The organism is Streptomyces achromogenes subsp. achromogenes (assembly GCF_000720835.1).
Classification (GTDB): Bacteria; Actinomycetota; Actinomycetes; order Streptomycetales; family Streptomycetaceae; genus Streptomyces; species Streptomyces achromogenes.
This window is the reverse complement of the sequence record NZ_JODT01000049.1, coordinates 20,423-41,927: the sequence shown is the minus strand read 5'-3', so window position 1 is coordinate 41,927 and position 21,505 is coordinate 20,423. Positions and strand designations below refer to the sequence as shown.

Sequence of the window (21,505 nt, the reverse complement as noted above, 5' to 3'; positions counted from 1 at the left end):
TCCGGCTCACCGGTCGGACAGTGCCCGGTCCAGCAGGGGGAGCAGGCGGTCCCAGTGGCGGCGCAGTCCGGCGGGGCTGAAGGCGTCGGTGTCGGGCATGGTGAAGCCGTGGACGGTGCCGGGGTAGATCTCGGAGGTGTAGCCGACCCCCGCGGCATCCAGGGCCTCGTTGAGTTCGCCGAGGGCCTCGGGGGTCAAGTCTCCTTCGGCGTGGCCGAAGTGGGCCTGGCCGGTGAGCCTGGACAGGAGGCCGGGGCCGTCGGCGCCCACCGGGGCGTGGAACGCGGCGACGGCGGCCACGTGACCGGGGTGGGCCGCGGCGGTGCGCACCGCCAGGAGGCCGCCTATGCAGTAACCGGTCACCGCGACCGGTCCGGTGCCGGTCTCCGGCCGGGTGGTGAGGAATTCCAGGTAGGACTCGGCGTCGCGCCGGGCGTGTTCGGTGGTGTGCGCCTCGATCAGAGGCATCAGCCGGGCGAAGATCTCGGGCCGGTCCGCTTCTCCGATGTGCTCGGGAAGTCCGATCACCGGTGCCGGGCCGTGCCGGTAGAAGACGTTGGGGACCAGCACGTAGTACCCGTGCCCGGCCAGCTCCCGGGCCAGCTCCCGCAGGGCGGGCCGGATGCCGAAGCCGTCCGGGTACATCAGCACCGCCGGGTGCCGCTCGCCGTGGTCGGGGAAGGCGGCGAAGGCGTCGGCCAGGCCGTCGGCGGTCGGGATCAGCAGCGTCTTGGTGGGCATGAACTCTCCTGTCGTGGTTGATGTGTCGGACCCGCGATCAACACGACAGGGGGGCGGGGCGCGCGCGGCGGCGCGAGACCCTTGGCCGAACAGGGGGCCCTCACCGGCCCGCACGGCGCTCAGGGCGGCACCGGGTCACCCGTCCGTGCGTGGCGCGATGCCGTCCCGGTATTCATGCCCGACACCGTAGCCCATCGGACGAACCCAAGTCGCCGCCGCGTGCTCAGGATGCCGGGCGTTCGATGCGCAGTACGTGCTGGTCGTGGCGGATGGTGTAGGTACCGTCCTCGTTGCCGAAGTGCCGCCGTACGTACGCCTCGACCGCCTCACGGGCCGGGGGCGGGGCGCCGGGGACGCCGAGGAGGAAGTCGGCGACCCTGAGGGTCTCCTCCAGGTCGCGGCCGTGGTAGCGGGCGGGTACGGCGTCCAGTTCGGTGCGGCCGACCAGTCCGGGTGGGAGGGTGGCGAGTTCACCGACGAGTTCCCGCACGTCGAAACGGCGGCCGGTGAAGTGACGCACCATGCGCATGCAGGCGTTGTCGGGATCCTGCAGCAGCACGACCAGGACGCCGCCCGGCGCCACCCACTCCATGACGCGTGCCGTCGTCGCCGCCCACTGCGTACGGGGGATGTAGTACAGCACGTGGGACAGCAGGGCCAGATCGGCCCGCGCGTCCACCCGGGCCTCGCCGACCGGTTCGGCCACCACCTCCGCCCGCGGGCACGCCCGCGCCAGCGCGCGCCGCATGGGCGCGCTCGGCTCGACGCACACGACGCGCTCGAAGTACGGGGCGAGATACCGCGTTGTCGTGCCCTGGGCGGCGCCGATGTCCAGGAACGTCCGCCGGGCGGGCAGCCGGTCCACCACCCGGCGCAGGTACGCGTGGGTGGTGACCTTCTCGTCCGTCCTGGAGAGGAACATGTCCAAGGCTTCTCGATAGGCGTCGTCGTCCGTCCCCGCGACGCCCACCCGCCCGGCCTTCCGCAGTTCCACGTCCCACGCTCCCTCCCTGCGCGGCGGCATGCCCGGTCCGGCACACCACCGGTGCCCTTTCGGCGACGCCACAGTGGCACGACGAAGGGGTCCGCCCGGCGGGAAACACGCCTTCGGGCGCGCGGCGCACGGGGCGCACCGAAGCGGTCGAGCGGCCCGGCGTACGCCCCTTCACGGGATGAACTCCCGGCGGCCGATCGCGGACGTCGAGGACATTGACGGCCCGTCGGTCGCCCAACTATGTTCTCGACGATTTCGCGAACAATGTTCGATATATCGGATGCCGGAGGTGCGCGCCGCGCGTCCCCCACCAGCACGGGCTCTCACCGAAAGGGTGTGTCCATGTCCTCCTCCGTCAGCAGACGACGTCTCCTCCAGCTCGCCGGGGTCACCGCCGCGGCATCCGCCGTGGGCCCCGTCCTCGGCGGCTCCGCCGCCCACGCGGTCGTACCCCCCGCCCGGCCCGACATCGGGGCCCAGGCCCTCCCCTTCGACCTCGGCCAGGTCAGGCTGACCGCGAGCAGATGGCTGGACAACCAGAACCGGACCCAGAGCTACCTGCGGTTCGTCGACGTCGACCGGCTGCTGTACAACTTCCGCGCCAACCACCGTCTGTCCACCAACGGAGCCGCCGCGACCGGCGGCTGGGAGGCTCCCGACTTCCCCTTCCGCAGCCACGTCCAGGGGCATTTCCTCACCGCGTGGGCACAGTCGTACGCGGTGACCGGGGACACCGTCTGCCGGGACAAGGCCCTGTACATGGTCGCGGAGCTGGCCAAGTGCCAGGCCAACAACGGCGCCGCCGGGTTCGGCGCGGGGTACCTCTCCGGCTATCCCGAGTCCGACTTCACCGCCCTGGAGGCGCGCACCCTGTCCAACGGGAACGTGCCGTACTACACCATCCACAAGACGCTGACCGGTCTGCTGGACGTGTGGCGGTACATCGGCAGCACGCAGGCCCGTGAGGTGCTGCTGGCCCTGGCGGGCTGGGTCGACCGGCGTACCGGCCGGCTGAGCACCGCGCAGCTCCAGGCCATGCTGGGCACGGAGTTCGGCGGTATGAACGCCGTGCTGACCGACCTGTACCAGCAGACCGGCGACGCGCGATGGCTGACCGTCGCCCAGCGCTTCGACCACGCCGCGGTGTTCGACCCGCTGGCGGCGGGCCAGGACCGGCTGGCCGGGCTGCACGCCAACACCCAGGTGCCCAAGTGGATCGGGGCCGTCCGCGCGTACAAGGCCACGGGCGCCACCCGTTACCGGGACATCGCCACCAACGCCTGGAACTTCTGCGTCCACGCCCACACCTACGCCATCGGCGGCAACAGCCAGGCGGAGCACTTCCGCGCCCCGGACGCCATCGCCGCCTACCTGCGCCAGGACACCTGCGAGAGCTGCAACACCGTCAACATGCTCACCCTGACCCGGGAGCTGTTCGCGCTGACGCCGGACCGGGCCGAGCTGTTCGACTTCTACGAGCAGGCGTGGCTGAACCAGATGATCGGCCAGCAGAACCCGGCCGATCCGCACGGGCACGTCACCTACTTCACCCCGCTCAACCCCGGCGGCCGGCGGGGCGTGGGGCCGGCCTGGGGCGGCGGCACCTGGAGCACCGACTACACCACCTTCTGGTGCTGCCAGGGCACGGGCCTGGAGATGCACACCCGGCTGATGGACTCCGTGTACTTCCACGCCGGCACCACCCTGACCGTGAACCTGTTCGTGCCCTCGGTGCTCACCTGGACGCAGCGCGGCATCACCGTCACCCAGACCACGTCGTACCCGGCGAGCGACACCACCACCCTGCGTGTCACCGGCAACGCCGGCGGGACCTGGACGATGCGCGTCCGCATCCCCGGCTGGACCGCCGGGGCCACCGTCAGCGTCAACGGCGTCGTCCAGGACATCGCCACGGCCCCCGGCAGCTACGCGGCCCTGACCCGCGCCTGGACTTCCGGCGACACCGTGACCGTCCGCCTGCCGATGCGCACCGTCCTGCGGCCGGCCAACGACAACCCCGCCGTCGCCACGGTCACTTACGGGCCGGTCGTCCTGGCCGGCGACTACGGTGACACCGCGCTCGGCTCGCTCCCCGCCCTGGACGTCTCCTCGATCAGGCGGACCAGTTCCACCGCGCTCGCCTTCACCGCCACGGCGAACGGCTCCCCCGTCGCCCTGGGCCCGTTCCACGACGCGCACGGCCACAACTACACCGTCTACTGGAACACCGGGGGTGCGGCGACCGTCCGGCTCGCCAACGCGGCCGGCGGCCTGGTGCTGGGCATCCAGGACATGTCCACCGCCGACGGCGGCCGCGCCCTGCAGTGGAGCGACTCGGGCACCGCCGACCACGACTGGGAGATGGTCCCCGACGGTGACGCCGTCCGCTTCCGCAACGCGCACAGCGGCAAGGTGCTCGGCGTACGGGACATGTCCACGGCCGACGGCGCCGCCGTGCTCCAGTGGTCGGACAACGGCACCGCCGACCACCGGTGGACCCTGATCGACCAGGGTGACGGCACCTTCAAGATCCGCAACGCGCACAGCGGGAAACTGCTCGGTATCGAGAACAACTCCTCCGCGATGGGCGCCTTCGCGGTGCAGGCCCCGGACGACGGCACGGCCGACAACCGGTGGCGCATCGTGCGGTGACGGCCCGACCGCACCGGCACCTGAGGGCGGCGGCCATGGCCGCCGCCCTCGCGCCGCCGAGCAGAGGTACGTCACCCCTCCGGACGCAGCAGGCCGCGCTCGTACGCCTTGGCCAGCCGCCGCGGCACCAGGTACGACACGCCGTCGACCGTGACCGGCACGAGCCGGGGCGCGTTCGCCTTCCACCGGGCGCGGCGCTGACGCGTGTTGCTGCGGGACATCTTGCGCTTCGGGACAGCCATGGGAACTCCAGGTCGGAAACGGGACTCGGCCTACTCTAGATGAAAATGATTCCCGTTTCCTAGCCAGGGGTTGCCGCGCAGGGGGATCTCGAAGTGCGCGGTGCCGACGCCCGGACCGTGCTCGCCCGTGGTGCGCGCGTCGAACACCTCCTGCGCGATGCCGCGCCAGAAGGCCTCCGCGCCCTCCACGTCGACGTTGGTGTGGAGATAGACCCTGTCGTAACCGGGGGTCCCGGCGACGAAGCCGCACGCCTGCCGCACCAGCCTCCGCGCCAGCCCCCGACGGCGGTGTCCGGGGCGTACGTAGACGCGGACGAGTTGGGCGGTGCTGCCCGGCGGATAGCGCTCGGCGAGCCGGCGGGGGTGCGGCGGATGGGCCGGCCCCGCCGACCGCACGCCGGTCGTGGCCACCACCTCGTCACCGTGGCGGGCGACGAGCAGGATGTGCCGGGGGTGGTCCAGGTACGTGGCCCCGATGTCGACGACGTCGCGATGCCACTCGGGGACGTAGCCGTAGCCGAAGTCCCGGTAGAAGGTGTCCAGCATCAGCCGCCGTGCGCCTTCCACGTCGGCCGCCGTGGCGGGACGGATGACGTACGGCGGGTACGGGGGGCGGCTCATCTCGGTCTCCTGGGGTGCGGGAGGTGCCAGGGGCGGGGGCGCGAGTCTCGCATGCGGAGAACCGACGCCGCATCAGATGACAATGAAAACGAATATCGATAAGGTCCCCCTCGGTCAAGCCGACGCATGGGCGACACGCCGTCGGCGTGCCAGCAGTCCTTCGTCCACGCCGTGAAAAGGGGATGCCGTGGCTCATCTGCTGATGGTCGAGAGCTGGGTCGGATCGATGAGCAGACTGCTGCCACGGGCGATCCGCGAGGAGGGGCACGAGTTCACCTTCCTCACCCGCGACCTCCACCACTACCTGCGCTCCGCCCCCGAGGGCACCGCACACCCCTTGCTCGCCGCCCGCAATGTGCTGACCACCGACACGAACGACGTCGAGGCACTGCTGCCCTTCGTCCAACGGGCCCACGAAAGCCTGGGGTTCGACGGGGTGATCACCTCCTGCGACTACTACCTCCCGACCGCCGCGCGGATCGCCGGGCGGCTCGGGCTGCCCGGCCCCGCCCCCGAGGCGGTGGAGAACGCGTGCCGCAAGGACGCCACCCGCCGGATCCTGGCCGAGGCCGGTGTCCCCGGCCCCCGCTTCGCGGTCTGCGGCGACTGGGCCGAGACCGCCGCCGCGGCCCGGGACCTCGGCTACCCGCTGGTGCTCAAGCCGGTGGACCTGTGCGCCGGGATGTTCGTACGGCGCGTGGACGACGAACCCGCCCTGGCCCACGCCTACCGCGCGCTGGCCGGCTTCCCCGTCAACGCCCGCGGACAGCGCCGCTCCCCCGTCGTCCTCCTCGAAGAGCTCCTCGAAGGGCCCGAGGTCAGCGTCGAGACCGTGACCCACGGCGGTACCACGCACGTCGTGGGCGTCACCGACAAGAGTGTCGGCGGCGCTCCCGCCTTCATCGAGACCGGGCACATGTTCCCCGCCACGCTCTCGCCCGCCGACACCGAGGCGGCCGAACGGACGGCGCTGCACGCGCTGAAGGCACTCGGACTCGACGCGTGCGTGGCACACACCGAGATCAAGCTGACGCCCGGCGGGCCACGCCTGGTGGAGGTGAATCCGCGCCCGGCCGGCAACCGCATCACCGAGCTGGTACGCCATGTGACCGGCATCGACCTGGCCGCCGCCGGTGTCGCGGTGGCCCTCGGCCGCGCACCGGACCTGCGGCGCGCGGACACCGGCCTCACCAGCGCCGCCATCGCCTTCCTCGTGCCGGACGGCGACGGCGTGCTGGCGGCGGTCGACGGCGCCGACGAGGTGCGCGCCGCGGCCGGTGTGCTGGAAGTCCGGCTCCCCGGGCCCGGTACCGCGGTGCGGGCGGCGGCCAGCAACAACGAGTACCTCGGCCACATCATGGCCGGTGACGCCGACGGGCCCGGCGCACGCGACCGCGTCGAGACCCTGCTCGCCGGGCTGCGCCCCCGGGTGGTGACCCGATGACCGCCCTCGCCGGCATACGGCCCACGGCGTCCTCGTACGACGATCTCGTCCGGCGCGTTCTCGACGGCCGCCTCGGACCGGACCCGTGTACCCAGCGCATCACCGTGGCGTTCACCACCCGGCAGGCGGTACGCCACGACGGGCGCGCCGGTGGGTACCGCAACGAGGTGCTGAGCCTGCGCCTGGCCGAAGCCGTCGGCTCGTGCGCGGTCGAGCCCGGCACGCTGCCGGACGGGGCCGTCGAGGACTGTGTCGGAGCCGACGTCGCCCGGCTCCTCGGCCACGAGCTGCCGCCGGTGCGCGTGGCCGCCCTCGACGCGTACCTGATGCACGTCCGGCCGCACGTCCCCGCCAACGGCGCGCGGCCCTGCCCGTTGCCGGCGGGCACGTCGCTGCGGAAGTCGCGGGCCCGGGCCCGCGCGGTCGTGGAGCTGCTCGGCGCCCCGCCCGGGAGCACGGTGCTCGTGGTCGGCGTCGTCAACTCGCTGCTGGAGGCGCTGCGCCGGCGCGGGCTGGGGTACGTCCCGTGCGACCTCAAGGGCGGCACGACCGAGTGGGGCGAACCGGTGCGGACCGACGCGCAGGCGGAACTGGAGCGCTGCGACGCGATCCTCGCCTCCGGCATGACGCTCGGCAACGGCAGCTTCGAGCCGCTGCGGGAGCACGCCCTGCGGCACGGCAAGGAGCTGGTGATGTTCGCCCAGACCGGCAGCGCCGTCCTGCCGCGCCTCATCGGCGCCGGGGTCAGCGCGGTGTGCGCGGAGCCCTACCCCTTCTTCTGGCTGGACGGCGGCCCCGGCACCGTCCACCGTTACGGAGCCGCCCTGTGACCACGGCCGTCCTCAGCCCGGCGGGCAACCGCGAACTGCTCGGCCTGCTCGGCCGTACGCCGCTCGCCCGCATCACCGTCGACCTGCCGTGTCCGCACCCCGGCTTCTGGGCGAAGCTGGAAGCGCTCGGCGTCGGCGGCATGAAGGCCCGCGCGGCCGTCTCGATGCTGCTCGGCGCCCGGGAGCGCGGTGAACTCCGGCCGGGCGCACCGGTGGTGGAGTCCACCTCGGGAACCCTCGGCGTCGGCCTGGCCTTCGCCGGGCAGGCCCTCGGCCATCCCATCGTGCTGGTCGGCGACATCGAACTGGAGCCGTCGATGCGGCGGTTGCTGCGCTCCTACGGCGTCCGGCTGGAGCTGGTGGACCGCCCGGCCGCCGAGGGCGGCTGGCAGGCCGCCCGGCTCGCCCGGCTGCGCGAACTGCTGGCACGGCTGCCCGGCGCGTACTGGCCCGACCAGTACGGCAACCCCGACAACAGCGCCGGTTACGCGTCCCTGGCGGCCGAGCTGGCCACCCAGCTCGACCACCTGGACGTCCTCGTGTGCAGCGTCGGAACCGGCGGCCACAGCGCCGGCGTCGTCGGCCCGCTGCGACGGCACTGGCCGGGGCTGCGGCTGATCGGGGTGGACGCCACCGGCTCCGCGATCTTCGGCCAGCCGGCCAGGCCCCGGCTCATGCGGGGCCTGGGCAGCAGCATCCACCCGCGCAACGTCGCCTACGACGCCTTCGACGAGGTGCACTGGGTCGGCCCGGCCGAGGCCGCGGACGCCTGCCGGCGGCTGGCCGCCGGAAACTTCGTCAGCGGGGGCTGGAGCACCGGAGCCGTGGCCCTCGTCGCCGCCTGGGCCGCCCGGGTGCAGCCCGGCGCGGTGGTCGCCACCGTCTTCCCCGACGGGCCGCACCGCTATCTCGGCAGCGTGTACGACGACGACTTCGCCGCCGCCCACGGGCTCGACCCGGCCCGCGCCGCCACCCGCCCCGTCGAGATCCCGCACCCCGGGGCCGTGGAGGCGACCGGCTGGGCGCGGTGCCGGACCGTCCGCGATCCCCTGCTCGTCACCCCTACGGAAGAGAACCCCTGTGAAGGCCAGTCAGCGCACCGCCCACCTGCGTCTCACCGAGCCGCTGCGCATATCCCGCTCCACTATGGCGGACCGTGAGGCCGTCTGGCTGACCGTCGCACACGAAGGGCGGCACGGCCACGGTGAGGCCGTCACCAGCGTCTACTACGGTCTCGACGCCGAGACCCTGACCCGGCTGCTGCACGTGGAGGCGCGGTGGCTCGCCCGCTTCGCCGCACCCGAGAGTGCCCTGGAGGCCCTGCGCGACGGCGACCGTCACGACGCTCCGCCCGCCGTGGTGGCGGCCGTCGAGTCCGCGCTGCTCGACCTCGTCGGCAAGCGCGCCGGCGTCCCGGTGCACGAGCTCCTCGGAGCCCCGGCGGCTCCGGCCGCCGAGACGGCCCGCACCATCGGCGTCATCCCGGCCGGCCGGGCCGAGGCGCAGGCCGCCCGCCTCGTCCGGGACGGCTTCCGCGTCCTGAAGATCAAGGCCGGCGCCCGGGACCCCGCCGAGGACGTGGAGCGCGTACGGGCCGTACGCACCGCCGCTCCGCACGCCCGGCTGCTGCTGGACCCCAACGGCGCCTGGGACGCGGACACCGCCGAGCGCCTGCTGCCGCGCTTCGCGGACCTGGGCGTCGAGGCCGTCGAGCAGCCCCTGGTGCCGGGCGACCCCGAGGCGCTCGCGCGGCTCGCCGAGCGGTCGCCGCTGCCGGTCATCGCCGACGAGGACGCGGTCGGCGTCGAGGACGCCCGCCGTCTCGCGGGGCGGGTGCAGGGCATCAACGTCAAGCTCGCCAAGTGCGGCGGCGTGCACGCGGCGCTGCGGATCGCCGAGCTGATCGAGGGCAGCGGCACCGAGCTGATGCTCGGCTGTCTGACCGCCAGCACCCTGGGCATCGCCCCGGCCGTGCACCTCGCCGACCGCGCCCGCTGGGCCGACCTCGACGGGCACCTGCTCCTCGCCGACGACCCCTGGACCGGCATCGGCGGCCACGACGGCACCGTACGGGCGGGCCGGGAACCCGGCCTGGGAGTGCGGCCCCGCACCCGTCGCACCGAGGGGGCGGCGCCATGAGGACGTGGCACGAGATACGCCGCTTCCCGCTCGCGATCCGGCTGCTGCTCGTCAACCAGCTCGGCGTCAACACCGGCTTCTACCTGCTCGTCCCCTACCTGGCGGTGCACCTGGGCGAGGACCTGGGGATGTCGGCGGCGGTCGTCGGCATCGTCCTCGGCGTGCGCAACCTCAGCCAGCAGGGCCTGTTCCTGATCGGCGGCTCGGCCGCGGACCGGCTGGGCGCACGGGGGGTCGTCATCGCCGGGTGCGCGCTGCGTACCGTCGGCTTCGGGCTGTTCGCGCTCGGCGACGGGCTCCCGGTGCTGCTCGCCGCCTCGGTGCTCAGCGGGCTGGCCGGGGCGCTGTTCAACCCGGCGGTGCGCGCTTATCTCGCGCTGGCGGCGGGCGACCGCAGGGCGGAGGCGTTCGCCCTGTTCAACGTGTTCGCGACCGCCGGCGCGCTGATCGGGCCGCTGCTGGGCAGCGCGCTGCTGCTGGCCGACTTCCGCGTGTGCGCGCTCACGGCGGCCGGGATCTTCGCCGTCCTCACCCTCGCGCAGGCACTCGTCCTGCCGGCCCACGAGGTCGCGCCGGCCCGCGGCGGCTTTCTCGGGGACTGGCGGGAGGTGGCCGGCAACCGCCGTTTCCTGCTGTTCGCCCTGGCGATGGCCGGCATGTTCACCATGGAGAACCAGCTCTACCTGCTGCTGCCCGACGGGGCGCGGCGGGCGACCGGCTGGGACGGGGCGGCGGGGCTGGTGTTCCTCGTCGGCACCCTCGCCGGCCTCGGGCTCCAGCTGCGGGTCACGCACGCGCTGAAGACGCGGGGCGCCAGGGCGCGCTGGATCGGCGCCGGGCTCGTGCTGATGGCGCTGTCCTTCGTACCGCCGATGGCGGTGACGGGGTACGGGACGGCTCCCGTCGGTCCCGCGGACGCGGTGCTGCGCGCCGTGCCCGTGCTGGCCGGCGCCCTGCTGCTCCAGCTGGGCGCGATGACGGCCCAGCCGTTCGTGATGGAGCTGATCCCCGGCTTCGGCCGCGCGGAGCTGACCGGTACGTATTTCGGCCTGTTCTACGGGGTGTCGGGCGTCGCCGCCGCCGTCGGCAACACCGTCGTCGGCTGGGCCATGGACACCGCCGGCCGGGCGGGCGCGCCCTGGCTGCCCTGGGCGTGCTGTCTGGCCTCAGGGCTCGCCTCCGCCGCCGGCGTGGCCTGGCTGCACCGCCGCCGCGTCCTGCCCGCCGTCGCCGCGCCCGTACCGGCGCCCGTGTGAGGAGACACCCGTGGACGACCCGCTCTCCAGGAACCTGCTCACCGACAACCCGGCGCTGTACGAGGCGCGTTTCCCCGATCCCGGGCGGCTCGCCGGGCGCTGGGCCGAGGACTGCCTGCGGCGGTACGCGGCTCCCGGCCCGCGCGTGCTGGACCTGGGCTGTGGCACCGGCCGGGACGCCGCCCACCTGCACGCGTGCGGCCGTACGGTCACGGGCGCCGATCTGTCCGAGGCCATGCTGGAGTACGCCCGCGCACACCGTCCCGGGCCCGTCTACGTCCGGGCCGACCTGCGCGGCTTCGACCTCGGGGAGGGCGCCTTCGACGCGGTGGTGTGCCTGGACAGCGCCCTGCTGTACTGCCACACCAACGACCAGCTCGACGGCTTCCTGACCGCGTGCCGCCACGCGCTGGTCCCCGGCGGGCTGCTCGTCGCGGAGATGCGCAACGGCGCGTTCTTCCTCGGCCGTACGGAACTGCTCGACGCCCCGGCCGTCGACGGCTTCGTGTGGCAGGGGGTCACCTACCGCTCCACCACCCGGCTGTACGTCGACCGCACCGCGCAGCTGCTGCGCCGCACCCGTGTGTGGACCACCGACGACGGCCCCCCGCCCGTGGAGCAGCGCTCCGCGTGGCGGCTGCTCCTCCCGCAGGAGCTGCGCGGGCTCCTCGCCGCCCACGGTTTCGAGGTGCTCGCCCTGCACGACGGGCCGGGCCCGCGCACCGAACCCGTGTGGCGCGAGGGCGATCCGCCCGGCGAGACGGCCGACGCCGACCGGCTGCACCTCGTCGCCCGCCTGGCACACCGCCGCTGAGTCCCTTGAAGTCCCCACGCCGACAACCGCTCGCACGGCTCACCAAGGACATGCCATGAACTCACCCCGGATACCTCTCTACGACTCCCGCTCCCCCGGTCTGCGACGCCGGGGCTTCCTCGCCGCGGCCGGGGGCGTGACCGGTCTCGGCGCGCTCACCGTCACCGGATGCGCCGGTTCGGGCCCCGCCGGCGCGGCCGGTGAGGGCGACGGCAAGCCCAGGCGCGGCGGACGGCTGCGGGCCGCGTTCGCCGGCGGCGGCGCGTCCGAGACCCTCGACCCACACCTCGCCAACCTGTTCGCCGACGCCGCCCGTGCCAAGGCCCTCTTCGACAAGCTCGCCGACTACGGCGCCGACCTGTCCGCCCGGCCGCGCCTGGCCGCCGCGTGGGAACCCGGCGCGGGCCTGGACCGCTGGAAGGTCACCCTGCGCGAGGCCGTCTTCCACGACGGCAGACCCGTCACCGCCGAGGACGTCCTGTACAGCTACCGCCGCATCGCCGACCCCGGCGGGGCGTTCCGCGCCAAGGCGTCCCTGGAGCCCATCGACCTCGCCGCGAGCCGGGCCCTGGACCCGCGTACCGTCGAGTTCGTCCTGAAGCGGCCGACCGCCGAGTTCCCCAACGTGCTGGCCGCGTTCGGCGCGTACATCGTGCCGCGGGGCGCGCAGGACTTCGACGGCCGGCCGGTCGGCAGCGGCCCGTTCCGCTTCGTCTCCTTCGCGCCCGGCAGGTCGGCCGTCTTCCGGCGCAACGAGGACTACTGGGACGGCGCCCCGTACCTGGACGAGGTGGAGTTCGTCGTCGCCAACGAGGAGTCGGCGCGGATCAACGCCCTGCTGGGCGGCCAGGTCGAGTACGCCCACGAACTGAACCCGGCGACCGCCCGCGCCCACGAGGGCAAGGGACACGTCCAGGTCGTGCGGCTGCGCAACAGCGTCATGCAGTCCTTCGCGATGAAGACCGACCGTCCGCCGTTCGACGACAGGCGGGTGCGCGAGGCGTTCTTCCTGATGGCCGACCGCAGGGAACTGGTCGACGGCGCCCTGTCCGGCACCGGCGAGATCGGCAACGACCTGTTCGGCAAGGGCTACGAGTACTACGCCGCGGACCTCCCGCAGCGCGAGCAGGACCTCGACCGGGCCAAGGCGCTGCTGAGGCAGGCCGGCGCGGAGAGGCTGAAGGTCACCCTGGACACCTCGCCGGTCGCCGCCGGGTTCACCGAGGCCGCCTCGATCTTCCGGGACCAGGCCGCCAAGGCCGGTGTCACCGTGGAGATCAGGACCGGCGGCAAGGACAGCTACTGGAGGGACATCCTCGACTCCGGCACCCTCTGCTCCTACCGCTCCGGCGCCATGCCCATCGAGGCGCACATCTCCCAGCGGCTGCTGACCGGTTCCACCACGAACGCCACCAAGTGGCACCACAAGGACTTCGACGCCCTGTACCGGCAGGCCCAGTCCACCAGGGACAAGCGGGAGCGGGCCGCCGTCTACGCGCGCATGCAGCGCCGCCTGTACGCCGAGGGCGGCTTCCTGGTGTGGGGGTTCGCCGACTGGATCATCGGCACCGCCCGCGCCGTCCGGGGTGTCGCGGCCGGGGCGCCCGCCAACTCCCTCGACTGGGCGCGGTTCGACAAGGTGTGGCTCGCGTGACCGGACTCGCCTCCTGGACCGCCCGGCGGCTGCTGCTCGGCGCCGCGCAGACGGCGGCCGTCGTGCTGCTGGTCTTCGCGCTCACCGAGGCGCTGCCGGGCGACGCCGCCGTGGCCCTCGCCGGCGACCAGCCGGACCCGGAGCGGATCGCGGCCGTCCGGAAGGCCCTTGACCTCGACCGGCCCGCTCACGAACGGCTGCTGGAGTGGGCGGGCGGGCTGCTACACGGCGACTTCGGCACGTCGCTGGCCTCGGGGCGGCCCGTCAGCACCTACCTCACCGGCGGTTTCGGTCCGACGCTGCTGCTCGCCTCCCTCACGCTGGTGCTGCTGGTGCCGGCCGGTGTCGGTCTGGGCGTGCTCGCGGCCCGCCACGAGGGGCGGTTCACGGACCGGTTGGTCAGCTCGGTGACGCTGGGCGTGTACGCGGTGCCGGAGTTCGCCTTCGGTGTGCTGCTGACCACGGTGTTCGCGCTGCGCCTGGGCTGGCTGCCACCCACCGCCGTCGGCTACGGCACCGACCTCCTGGCCCACCCGTCGGCCCTGGTGCTGCCCGTGCTGGTGCTGCTGTCCCGCCCGGTGTGCTCGCTGGCCCGCCTGGTGCGGGCCGGGATGATCGACGCGCTCGCCTCGCCGTACGTCGCCCAGGCCCGGCGTCACGGCGTTACGGGCGCTCGTCTCCGGTACGGGCACGCCCTGCCGAACGCGATCGCACCGGCCGCCCAGCAGCTGGCCCGGACCGTCGACTGGCTGCTGTGCGGGGTCATCGTCGTGGAGGCGCTGTACGTGATCCCCGGGCTCGGCACCGTCCTGATGAACGCCGTCGCCGAACGCGACGTCCCGGTGGTGCAGGGCCTGGCCGTCGTGTTCGGCGTGACGGCCGTCGTGCTGAACCTGGGCGCCGACCTGGTCGTCCGCCGCTTCGCACCGCGTGCGGAGGTGGCGGCATGAGAGCGCGGTTCGTCGCCGGGGGACTCGTCGTCGCCGTACCGCTGCTCCTGGCCTTGCTCGGGCCGCTGTTCGCGGGCGATCCGGGGCCGCGTGCCGCGTCCTTCACCCTCGGGGGCGGGCACTGGCTGGGCACCGACTTCGTCGGCCGGGACGTGTGGCGCCAGGTGCTGCTCGGCGGCCGGTCCGTGGTGCTCGTCGCGCTCGCGGCGACCGCGCTGGCGTACCTGGTCGCCCTGCCCCTCGGGCTGGCCGCTGCGCTCACTCACCGCGCCTGGCTGGAAGAGGTGCTGATGCGGCCCCTGGACGTGCTGCTCGCCGTGCCGTCGCTGCTGATGATCCTGCTCGTCGCCTCCGTCGTCACCCCGGGGGCGGTGGGTCTTGCGCTGCTGGTGGCCGTGGTCGACATCCCGGACGCCGCCCGGATCGTACGGGCCGCCGCCGCGGAGGTGGCATCGCGTCCCGCGGTCGAGGCGCTGCGCATGCAGGGCGAGACCTGGTGGCGCACGGCCGTCGGTCATGTCGGCAGGTCGGTGGCACGGACGCTCGTCGCCGACGCCGGCGTACGGTTCACCGGGGTGCTCTACCTCGTGGCCACCGCCGCGTTCCTCGGCGTGGGCGTCGCACCGGACGCGGCCGACTGGGCGGTGATGGTGGACCGCAACCGCACCGGGCTGTTCGTCCAGCCCTGGGCCGTGGTGGTGCCCGCCCTGCTGATCGTCGCCCTCACCATGGGCGGCAACCTGCTCGCCGACGCCGCGCTCGGGAAGAGGAGACGCACATGAACGCGGTCGCCGAGATCAGGGACCTGCGCGTCGAGGTCGACGGCCGGGCGCTCGTCGACGGAGTGAGCCTGCGGGTCACGGCCGGGAAGGTCACCGCCCTGGTGGGCGCCTCCGGAAGCGGCAAGACGACCACGGGCCTGGCGCTGCTGGGCGAGTACCCGGCCGGTGCCCGCGTCACCGGTGAGGTACGCCTCCCCGGCGGGCCGGCCGGCTACGTGCCCCAGCACCCGGGCACCGCCCTCAACCCGGCGCGCCGCGTCGGCGCGCTGCTGCGGGACATCGCCCGTACGCGGGTACGCGCACTGCCCCGGCGGGAGCGCCGGGCCGCCGCGCACCAGCGCGTCCTGCGGGCCCTGTCGCTGGCCCAGCTCCCGGACCCGGAGGCGGTGCTGCGGCGCTACCCCCATCAGCTGTCGGGCGGCCAGCAGCAGCGCGTCGTCCTGGCCCAGGCACTGCTGCTCGGGGCCCGGTTGGTGGTGGCCGACGAGCCGACCACCGGCCAGGACGCGCTGACGAAGCAGCGCATCGTGGACCGGTTCGCGGCCGTCGCCCGCCAGGGCATCGCCGTCGTCCTGCTCAGCCACGACCTGGACGTCGTACGGGCACTGGCCGACGAAGTCCTCGTCCTGCGCGACGGCCGGGTGGTGGAGTCCGGTCCGGTGGACCGCCTGTGGCCGGCGCCGCGGCGCCTCCGGACGGCCGAGCCGCCGGCGACGGACGGCCCGGCGGAGCTGCCGGCGGTACACGGCCCGGCGGACCGGACCGGGCTTCCGGGCGCCGGTCGGGAGGTGCTGCGGGTCGGCGGTCTGACCGCCCGGCACGGCCGGACCACGGTGCTGCGCACCTCCGCACTCACCCTCCGCGCCGGCGAGTGCCTGGCCGTGGTCGGCCGCTCGGGCAGCGGAAAGACCACCCTGGCGCGCTGTCTGGCGGGCCTGCACCGGGGCCACGACGGGGAGCTGCTCCTCGACGGCGCGCCGCTCCCGCGCAGCCTGCGGGACCGTACGCGCGCCCAACTGGCCGCCGTCCAGTACGTCTTCCAGGACGCCAGGGCCGCCTTCGACGAGCACCGCCCGGTCCTGGCGCAGGTGGCGCGCACGGCGGTGCGGTTACGGGGGGCGGCGGAGGCGGACGCCCTGGCCGAGGCGGTGTCCACCGTCACCGGTCTCGGGCTCACCGAGCGGCAGGTGCGGCGCCGGCCCGCGCAGTTGTCCGGTGGCGAGCTCCAGCGGGCCGCCCTCACCCGGGCCCTGCTCGCCCGGCCCCGCGTGCTGATCTGCGACGAGATCACCTCCGGGCTCGATACGGTGACCCGCCGGGGCATCCTCGACACGCTCGCCGGCCTGCTGCGCGACCGGCGGGGCCTGTCGCTGGTCCTGATCACCCACGACCTCGGCACGGCCGCCGCCCTGGCGACCCGTATCGCCGTACTGGACGGCGGGGAGGTCGTGGAGGAGGGCCCCGCCCGGCGCGTCCTCACCTCGCCGGAGCATCCGTTCACGGCGTCCTTGCTGGAGACGAGCACGCGGATGACGTGACGGCCGCCGTCCCGTTTCCTCGCCCGGCCGACTTTTTTGACCTGCGGCTCAAAAATCGTGTTAGCGTACTGATCATGGGAAGGCCCAAGCAGTTCGATCCGGACACGGCCGTCGAGCAGGCCATGGAGGTGTTCTGGCGGAAGGGGTATGCCGGAACCACCCCGCAGGACCTCGTCGACGCGCTCGGCATCGGCAAGGGCAGTCTCTACAACGCCTTCGGCAGCAAGCACGCCCTGTTCGAGCAGGCGCTCCGCCGCTACCGCGACAGCCAGGCCGTCATCCTCCTGGAGATGCTCGAGGAGCCCGGCCCGGTCAAGGCGCGGCTGCGCAAGGCGCTGGAGTTCCTCGCCGAACTGGACCTCGCCGCCCCGGACCGCCGGGGCTGCCTGGCCGTGAACGTGGCGGCGGAACTGGCGCGCACGGACGAGACGGCGGCGGAACTCGTCCGGCGCATGTTCGACCGCACGGAGGACGCCTTCCGGGCGCTGATCGAGGAAGGGCAGCGCACCGGAGAGATCAGCCCCGGCCGGGATCCCGTCGCGCTGGGCAGTCTGCTGCTGAACACGGCCATGGGCTTGCGCCTCATGGCGCGCATCGCCGAAGGCTCCGACCGGCTCGTCCGGGTGATCGACGCGACCGTCGACTCCCTCTGAACCGAGCCATGGCGCTCGCTCCTCCCGGGGCGTCCGCTGCCCACATTTTGTACCTACAGTTCAAGAACTGGAGTGTCATGCATCTCGACCTCTCTTCCAAGACGGCCGTCGTCACCGGTGCCGGCCGGGGCATCGGGCTCGCCACCGTCCGGGCCCTGACGGCCGAGGGCGTCCGCGTCGTCGGCGCGGCCCGCACCCTCACGCCCGAACTGAAGGAGACCGGTGCGCACGCGGTGTCGGCCGACCTGAGCACGGCCGACGGCGTCGCCACCCTCATGGACAGCGCCTTCGCCGAGTTGGGCGGCATCGACCTGCTGGTGAACAACGTCGGTGCCGGGGACGACGTGGAGCCCGTCGGCTTCCTCGACACCGATGACACGCGGTGGTCCCGCGTCCTCGACCTCAATCTGCTCAGCGCGGTCCGTGTCAGCCGCGCGGCCCTGCCCAGCCTGATCGAGCGCCGCGGAGCGATCGTCAACGTCTCGTCCGTCTCCGCCCGGATGCCCGCCACCGGCCCGGCCGCCTACAGCGCGGCCAAGGCGGCCCTCAACGCACTGGGCAAGTCGCTGGCCGAGGAGTTCGGGCCCCAGGGCGTGCGGGTGAACACCGTCTCCCCCGGAGTGACCCGCACTTCCGTCTGGGACGACCCCGACGGTTTCGGCGCCAAGGTGGCGGCCGGAGCCGGCGCGGAGCACGCGGCCTTCCCTCAGCGGGTCCCGGAGGCCTTCGGCATCACCACCGGCCGGATCACCGAACCCGACGAGGTGGCGGCCTTGATCCTGTTCCTGCTCTCCGGCGTCGCCGGCAACATCACCGGCGCCGACTACGTCATCGACGGCGGTATGGTCAAGGCCGTCTGACCGATCGCCCGGGCGATCACCTTCTCCCCCATCAGGCTCTCCAGTTCCGCGTCGGAGAGCGGGTGCAGCGTGTCCAGGAGGTGGCGCAGGGCCGGTTCGTCCAGGGTCTTGCTGGTGACCTCGGCCTCCACGGCGCCGTGCCGGCGGGTGAGGGTGATGTGGTGGCCGCCGCCGGGGAATGCCTGGACCACGCGCATGTCGCCGCGCCTGTCCACCGCGCAGGTCACGTCCTTCTCCGGGGGCGTGGGGCATGAGGGGCGCGGGGTGAGCGGCTTGCGGACACCGAGGGCCACGTAGCCGTCGAAGCGGGTGGAGTGGTACTCGACGGTGAAGGATGCGGGGCCGGCCTGGGCGCGGGCCACGCGCATACCGGGGGGCGTGTCGATCGTGTACAGGAGTTCCTGGTGTTCGCGGTACCGCGCGACCTCCGCCGTGTGCCGGCGCTGCCGCGCCTGCTCCGGTCCGATGAAGCCTCCGTAGGCCACCGCGGCGGCGAGGGCGGCCGCCGCCCCCAGCCGGACCCATCGGTCCGGCACGAAGAACGCGGCGGCCACCGCGTACGGTGCTCCCGTCAGCGCGACCCGGGTGGACGCGCTCCCGAGGTAGACGCCGTCGTCGTAGACGGCCAGACCCGCCAGGACACCGAGTGTGCCGAGGACGAAGACCAGGGTCGCCCAGCCGAGCCGCCTCGGCGCGGAGGCGCACAGCGGTGCCACGGTCCGCACCGGTGCACCCGCCACGGACAGCAGGACCACCGCCAACGGCACGCCCAAGGCCAGGACCGGCACCAGCGCCCCGTTCCCGTCGCTCCAGGCCGTCACCATCAGAGCGAAGCCGAGTACCGGCATCGCGCCCGTCATGAGCGCCCAGACCAGGAGGAGATGCAGGGCGGTCTGCGCCCCTCTGTCACTCGTCATGGCGCGGAGCCTGCCAGGGCGCGCCGTGGCGCGCATGAGTTGTCGTACTCAGCCCTGGCGGGTAGGGGCACCGCGGTCGCGGGTCAGGCCGCGGCCGGGAGCGCGTAGCGCACGCCGGTCAGTCGCTCCGACAGCTCCCACAGCCGGGCGGCGGTCGCCGGGTCGGCGGCCCGCGGGGCCAGCTCGACTCGCCTCGGCGCGCCGCGCAGTTCGGCCATGCCGTCCGGCCCGTACAGCTCACCGCCGCGCACGTCCTCGGCGGTGGCCGCGTACAGCTGAGGCAGGGCGCCCTGGTCCGGGGTCTGGGCGAGCGGCAGCAGCAGGCGGCCGAAGAGGAACTTCACCATGCCGACGGGGGCGGCCGTCTGCAGGTGGGTGGCCGTGTAACCGGGGTGGGCGAGCACGCTGCGGACCGGGCTGCCGGCCGCGCGGAGCCGCCGGTGCAGCTCCCGGCCGAACACGGCGTTGGCGAGCTTGGACTGGTTGTAGTACGCCATCGGCGCGTACGAGCGCTCACCGGTCGGATCGTCGAAGAAGATCCTGCCCTGGCGGTGGTTGGTGGAGGTCACCGTGACCACGCGGGGGTCGTCGCCCCGGGCCAGCAGGTCGAGCAGCAGGCCGGTGACGGCGAAGTGGCCGAGGTGGTTGGCGGCGAACTGGACTTCCTGGCCCTGCGCGGTGAGCGTCCTGGGCGGCGCCATCACACCGGCGTTGTTGACGAGCACGTCGGGGCGCACGCCGTCGGCGCGCAGCCGGTCGGCGAACGCGCGGACGGAGTCCGGGTCGGACAGGTCCAGCCGCCGCACCTCCAGCCGGGCCCCGGCTCCGCCGGCCGTCACTTGCGCGACCGCTCGCCGCCCCTTGGCCTCGTCACGGACGGCGAGGATCACCTGGGCGCCCTTGCGTGCGAGTGCCCGGGTGGTCGCCAGACCGAGGCCGCTGTTCGCGCCCGTGACGACGAACACCCGCCCCTTCTGGTCCGGAATCCGTTCGGCGGTCCAGCTCTTCTGACGTGTCATACGGCTCACCGTGCCCGACGTGTCATCGAGTGTCAAGTATGACATCGAGAGTCAGACAGGGCACGGCGGATACGATGGGCGCATGACGTCCCGCCCCGCAGGAACCCTCGCCCAGCGCAAGCGGCAGCTCGTCGCCGACGAGTTGACCCAGGCAGCGCTGGGGCTGCTGGCGCGCGGCGGGTTCGACGCGGTCACGGTGGACGAGATCGCCGCCGCCGCGGGGGTGTCCAAGCGGACGTTCTTCCGGTACTTCGCCTCCAAGGAGGACGTGGTCGTCCAGTTCCTGACCGGGCTGGGCGAGGCGATGCGGGAGGAGCTGGCGAGCCGTCCGGCGCCGGAACCGCCGTCCACCGCCCTGCGGCACACGGTGTGGCGGTCCATCGACGCCTGCGCCGGCCAGACCGAACGAACCCTGCGCGTCGTGCAGTTGATCCTCGGCACCCCCGCCCTGCTCGCCCGTTTCCTCGAACGCCAGGCCCAGTGGCGCGAGGAGCTGGCGGCGGTGCTGGCCGGACGCCTCGGCCTTGACCCGGCGACGGAGCTGTACCCGCGCATGGCCGCCGGGATGGCGCTGACCGCTTTCCACACGGTGCTGCAACGGTGGAGCGAGAGCGACGGCACGGAGGACCCCGCCGCACTGACCGGCGGGTGCTTCGCGGTCATCGCGCCGGCACTGGACGCCGTGGCGGGCGAGTAGCCGCGCCGCGCGGCCGGGCCGCGCGCCGCACGTGAGCCGGCGCGGCGGGGGGCGCAGGCGGTGCGTGCGCGCGCGGGGTACGGGCTGAGGCGACGTACGCGCTCGAGTGAGGTGCGGGCGCGGGGGCGGGCCCGATACGGTGCGGGCAGCGGCGCGAGCGAGGTACGAGTACGGGCCAGGTGCGGGCGCGGGCGAGGTCAGGCCCGGGGCGGTCGCTGCGTGCAGTGGCGGTCCGGGCCTGGCGTAGGTGCTCTTCGGACACTCAGGCCGGCGTGTCCGCCCCGGCACCCGCCGTCTCGGGGGCGGGCACGGGTACCGCCTTCGCGGGGGCCCAGGCCGGGCGTCGCCCGGCGAGCCGGCAGGCGACACAGCCCGCGTGACCCTGCCGGACGGACCGGTCCCGCACGCCCAGGGGGTGCTGGTCGGTCGGCCGCACCCCGGGCGGCTTGCCCCAGCCGGCGAGGTGGAGGACCCATGTGACGACCACTGCCGCCACCGTGAGGGCCAGTCCCAGCCAGATCCCCGGGCGCCAGCCGCAGATGCCGACACCGATGACCGTGGTCCCTATGGTCGCCACGGCGCAACCGGTCCAACCCGCCACCGTGTGGCCTTCGTCGTGATGTCCGCTCACGTTCCCCCTCCTCGCCGCCGCCGGAATCGGCCCGATCGACTCAGGGCCGGACCTCGGCACTCGCCCCGAAT

The 21,505-nt window shown here is 73.8% G+C and carries 21 protein-coding genes; 14 read left to right on the top strand and 7 right to left on the bottom strand.

Going from position 1 to position 21,505, the window contains the following annotated elements:
* Positions 1–6 precede the first annotated feature (6 nt).
* Both IH25_RS0134055 and IH25_RS0134050 read right to left on the bottom strand, forming a co-directional pair.
* Positions 7–741, bottom strand: a complete 735-nt coding sequence (locus tag IH25_RS0134055) for a dienelactone hydrolase family protein (RefSeq protein WP_030619827.1) — start codon at positions 739–741, stop codon at positions 7–9.
* 223 nt (positions 742–964) lie between these two features.
* A complete protein-coding gene (locus IH25_RS0134050; RefSeq protein WP_030619824.1) occupies positions 965–1,735 on the bottom strand; it encodes a class I SAM-dependent methyltransferase in 771 nt (256 codons plus the stop codon).
* Between the two features lie 342 nt (positions 1,736–2,077).
* Between IH25_RS0134050 and IH25_RS0134045 the strand changes: the two genes are divergently transcribed.
* Complete coding sequence (locus tag IH25_RS0134045; protein WP_030619821.1) at positions 2,078–4,387, top strand: beta-L-arabinofuranosidase domain-containing protein; 2,310 nt, start codon at positions 2,078–2,080, stop codon at positions 4,385–4,387.
* A 71-nt stretch (positions 4,388–4,458) separates the two neighbouring features.
* On the opposite strand, the gene rpmF is transcribed toward IH25_RS0134045, so the two are convergent.
* Both rpmF and IH25_RS0134035 read right to left on the bottom strand, forming a co-directional pair.
* A complete protein-coding gene (rpmF, locus tag IH25_RS0134040) occupies positions 4,459–4,629 on the bottom strand; it encodes a 50S ribosomal protein L32 (protein WP_030619819.1) in 171 nt (56 codons plus the stop codon).
* A 30-nt stretch (positions 4,630–4,659) separates the two neighbouring features.
* Positions 4,660–5,250, bottom strand: coding sequence for a GNAT family N-acetyltransferase (locus IH25_RS0134035; protein WP_051754352.1), 591 nt, complete (start codon positions 5,248–5,250; stop codon positions 4,660–4,662).
* Between the two features lie 187 nt (positions 5,251–5,437).
* Between IH25_RS0134035 and IH25_RS0134030 the strand changes: the two genes are divergently transcribed.
* From IH25_RS0134030 to IH25_RS0133975, 12 genes are all read left to right on the top strand, one after another.
* A complete protein-coding gene (locus IH25_RS0134030; RefSeq protein ID WP_030619813.1) occupies positions 5,438–6,694 on the top strand; it encodes an ATP-grasp domain-containing protein in 1,257 nt (418 codons plus the stop codon).
* On the top strand, positions 6,691–7,524 hold the full coding sequence (locus IH25_RS0134025; RefSeq protein ID WP_030619810.1) for a Rossmann-like domain-containing protein: 834 nt from the start codon (positions 6,691–6,693) through the stop codon (positions 7,522–7,524). The genes IH25_RS0134030 and IH25_RS0134025 overlap by 4 nt, the downstream gene beginning before the upstream one ends.
* Positions 7,521–8,684: a PLP-dependent cysteine synthase family protein gene (locus IH25_RS0134020; protein ID WP_030619805.1), complete on the top strand. Its 1,164-nt coding sequence runs from the start codon at positions 7,521–7,523 to the stop codon at positions 8,682–8,684. The genes IH25_RS0134025 and IH25_RS0134020 overlap by 4 nt, the downstream gene beginning before the upstream one ends.
* Entirely contained in the window at positions 8,605–9,663 is a 1,059-nt protein-coding gene (locus IH25_RS0134015) for a dipeptide epimerase (protein ID WP_030619802.1), read from the top strand. Before IH25_RS0134020 ends, IH25_RS0134015 begins: the two co-directional genes overlap by 80 nt.
* Entirely contained in the window at positions 9,660–10,919 is a 1,260-nt protein-coding gene (locus IH25_RS0134010; protein ID WP_030619800.1) for an MFS transporter, read from the top strand. Before IH25_RS0134015 ends, IH25_RS0134010 begins: the two co-directional genes overlap by 4 nt.
* A gap of 10 nt (positions 10,920–10,929) precedes the next feature.
* On the top strand, positions 10,930–11,733 hold the full coding sequence (locus IH25_RS0134005; RefSeq protein WP_030619798.1) for a class I SAM-dependent DNA methyltransferase: 804 nt from the start codon (positions 10,930–10,932) through the stop codon (positions 11,731–11,733).
* A 55-nt stretch (positions 11,734–11,788) separates the two neighbouring features.
* Positions 11,789–13,387, top strand: coding sequence for an ABC transporter substrate-binding protein (locus tag IH25_RS0134000; protein WP_030619794.1), 1,599 nt, complete (start codon positions 11,789–11,791; stop codon positions 13,385–13,387).
* The gene (locus IH25_RS0133995; protein WP_030619792.1) at positions 13,384–14,337 is read left to right on the top strand and encodes an ABC transporter permease; all 954 of its coding nucleotides are present in this window, start codon (positions 13,384–13,386) and stop codon (positions 14,335–14,337) included. The genes IH25_RS0134000 and IH25_RS0133995 overlap by 4 nt, the downstream gene beginning before the upstream one ends.
* Positions 14,334–15,119 (top strand): ABC transporter permease, encoded by a 786-nt coding sequence (locus IH25_RS0133990; RefSeq protein ID WP_030619789.1) that lies wholly within the window; start codon positions 14,334–14,336, stop codon positions 15,117–15,119. Before IH25_RS0133995 ends, IH25_RS0133990 begins: the two co-directional genes overlap by 4 nt.
* Positions 15,116–16,657 carry an ABC transporter ATP-binding protein gene (locus IH25_RS0133985; protein WP_030619786.1) on the top strand — a complete coding sequence of 514 codons (1,542 nt, stop codon included), beginning with the start codon at positions 15,116–15,118 and terminating at the stop codon, positions 16,655–16,657. Before IH25_RS0133990 ends, IH25_RS0133985 begins: the two co-directional genes overlap by 4 nt.
* A gap of 74 nt (positions 16,658–16,731) precedes the next feature.
* On the top strand, positions 16,732–17,310 hold the full coding sequence (locus IH25_RS0133980; RefSeq protein ID WP_030619783.1) for a TetR/AcrR family transcriptional regulator: 579 nt from the start codon (positions 16,732–16,734) through the stop codon (positions 17,308–17,310).
* A 77-nt stretch (positions 17,311–17,387) separates the two neighbouring features.
* A complete protein-coding gene (locus tag IH25_RS0133975; protein WP_030619780.1) occupies positions 17,388–18,170 on the top strand; it encodes an SDR family NAD(P)-dependent oxidoreductase in 783 nt (260 codons plus the stop codon).
* On the opposite strand, the gene IH25_RS0133970 is transcribed toward IH25_RS0133975, so the two are convergent.
* A complete protein-coding gene (locus IH25_RS0133970) occupies positions 18,134–19,087 on the bottom strand; it encodes a hypothetical protein (protein ID WP_051754351.1) in 954 nt (317 codons plus the stop codon). The two genes, IH25_RS0133975 and IH25_RS0133970, sit on opposite strands and share 37 nt — an antisense overlap.
* 83 nt (positions 19,088–19,170) lie before the next feature.
* Positions 19,171–20,106: an oxidoreductase gene (locus IH25_RS0133965; RefSeq protein ID WP_030619775.1), complete on the bottom strand. Its 936-nt coding sequence runs from the start codon at positions 20,104–20,106 to the stop codon at positions 19,171–19,173.
* A gap of 82 nt (positions 20,107–20,188) precedes the next feature.
* Here IH25_RS0133965 and IH25_RS0133960 point away from each other — a divergent pair, with 82 nt between their 5' ends.
* Entirely contained in the window at positions 20,189–20,803 is a 615-nt protein-coding gene (locus IH25_RS0133960; RefSeq protein ID WP_030619772.1) for a TetR family transcriptional regulator, read from the top strand.
* 262 nt (positions 20,804–21,065) lie between these two features.
* On the opposite strand, the gene IH25_RS0133955 is transcribed toward IH25_RS0133960, so the two are convergent.
* On the bottom strand, positions 21,066–21,434 hold the full coding sequence (locus IH25_RS0133955) for an HGxxPAAW family protein (protein WP_030619768.1): 369 nt from the start codon (positions 21,432–21,434) through the stop codon (positions 21,066–21,068).
* Between the last annotated feature and the right edge of the window lie 71 nt (positions 21,435–21,505).

What these genes read in the sequence shown, in the direction of transcription:
- IH25_RS0133960 (WP_030619772.1), top strand. Translation starts at nt 20,189, where the DNA reads ATGACGTCCCGCCCCGCAGGAACCCTCGCCCAGCGCAAGCGGCAGCTC.
- IH25_RS0134035 (WP_051754352.1), bottom strand. Translation starts at nt 5,250, where the DNA reads ATGAGCCGCCCCCCGTACCCGCCGTACGTCATCCGTCCCGCCACGGCG.
- IH25_RS0134010 (WP_030619800.1), top strand. Translation starts at nt 9,660, where the DNA reads ATGAGGACGTGGCACGAGATACGCCGCTTCCCGCTCGCGATCCGGCTG.
- IH25_RS0133980 (WP_030619783.1), top strand. Translation starts at nt 16,732, where the DNA reads ATGGGAAGGCCCAAGCAGTTCGATCCGGACACGGCCGTCGAGCAGGCC.
- IH25_RS0134025 (WP_030619810.1), top strand. Translation starts at nt 6,691, where the DNA reads ATGACCGCCCTCGCCGGCATACGGCCCACGGCGTCCTCGTACGACGAT.
- IH25_RS0133990 (WP_030619789.1), top strand. Translation starts at nt 14,334, where the DNA reads ATGAGAGCGCGGTTCGTCGCCGGGGGACTCGTCGTCGCCGTACCGCTG.
- IH25_RS0133975 (WP_030619780.1), top strand. Translation starts at nt 17,388, where the DNA reads ATGCATCTCGACCTCTCTTCCAAGACGGCCGTCGTCACCGGTGCCGGC.
- IH25_RS0134045 (WP_030619821.1), top strand. Translation starts at nt 2,078, where the DNA reads ATGTCCTCCTCCGTCAGCAGACGACGTCTCCTCCAGCTCGCCGGGGTC.
- rpmF (WP_030619819.1), bottom strand. Translation starts at nt 4,629, where the DNA reads ATGGCTGTCCCGAAGCGCAAGATGTCCCGCAGCAACACGCGTCAGCGC.
- IH25_RS0133965 (WP_030619775.1), bottom strand. Translation starts at nt 20,106, where the DNA reads ATGACACGTCAGAAGAGCTGGACCGCCGAACGGATTCCGGACCAGAAG.
- IH25_RS0134055 (WP_030619827.1), bottom strand. Translation starts at nt 741, where the DNA reads ATGCCCACCAAGACGCTGCTGATCCCGACCGCCGACGGCCTGGCCGAC.
- IH25_RS0134000 (WP_030619794.1), top strand. Translation starts at nt 11,789, where the DNA reads ATGAACTCACCCCGGATACCTCTCTACGACTCCCGCTCCCCCGGTCTG.
- IH25_RS0133985 (WP_030619786.1), top strand. Translation starts at nt 15,116, where the DNA reads ATGAACGCGGTCGCCGAGATCAGGGACCTGCGCGTCGAGGTCGACGGC.
- IH25_RS0133970 (WP_051754351.1), bottom strand. Translation starts at nt 19,087, where the DNA reads ATGACGAGTGACAGAGGGGCGCAGACCGCCCTGCATCTCCTCCTGGTC.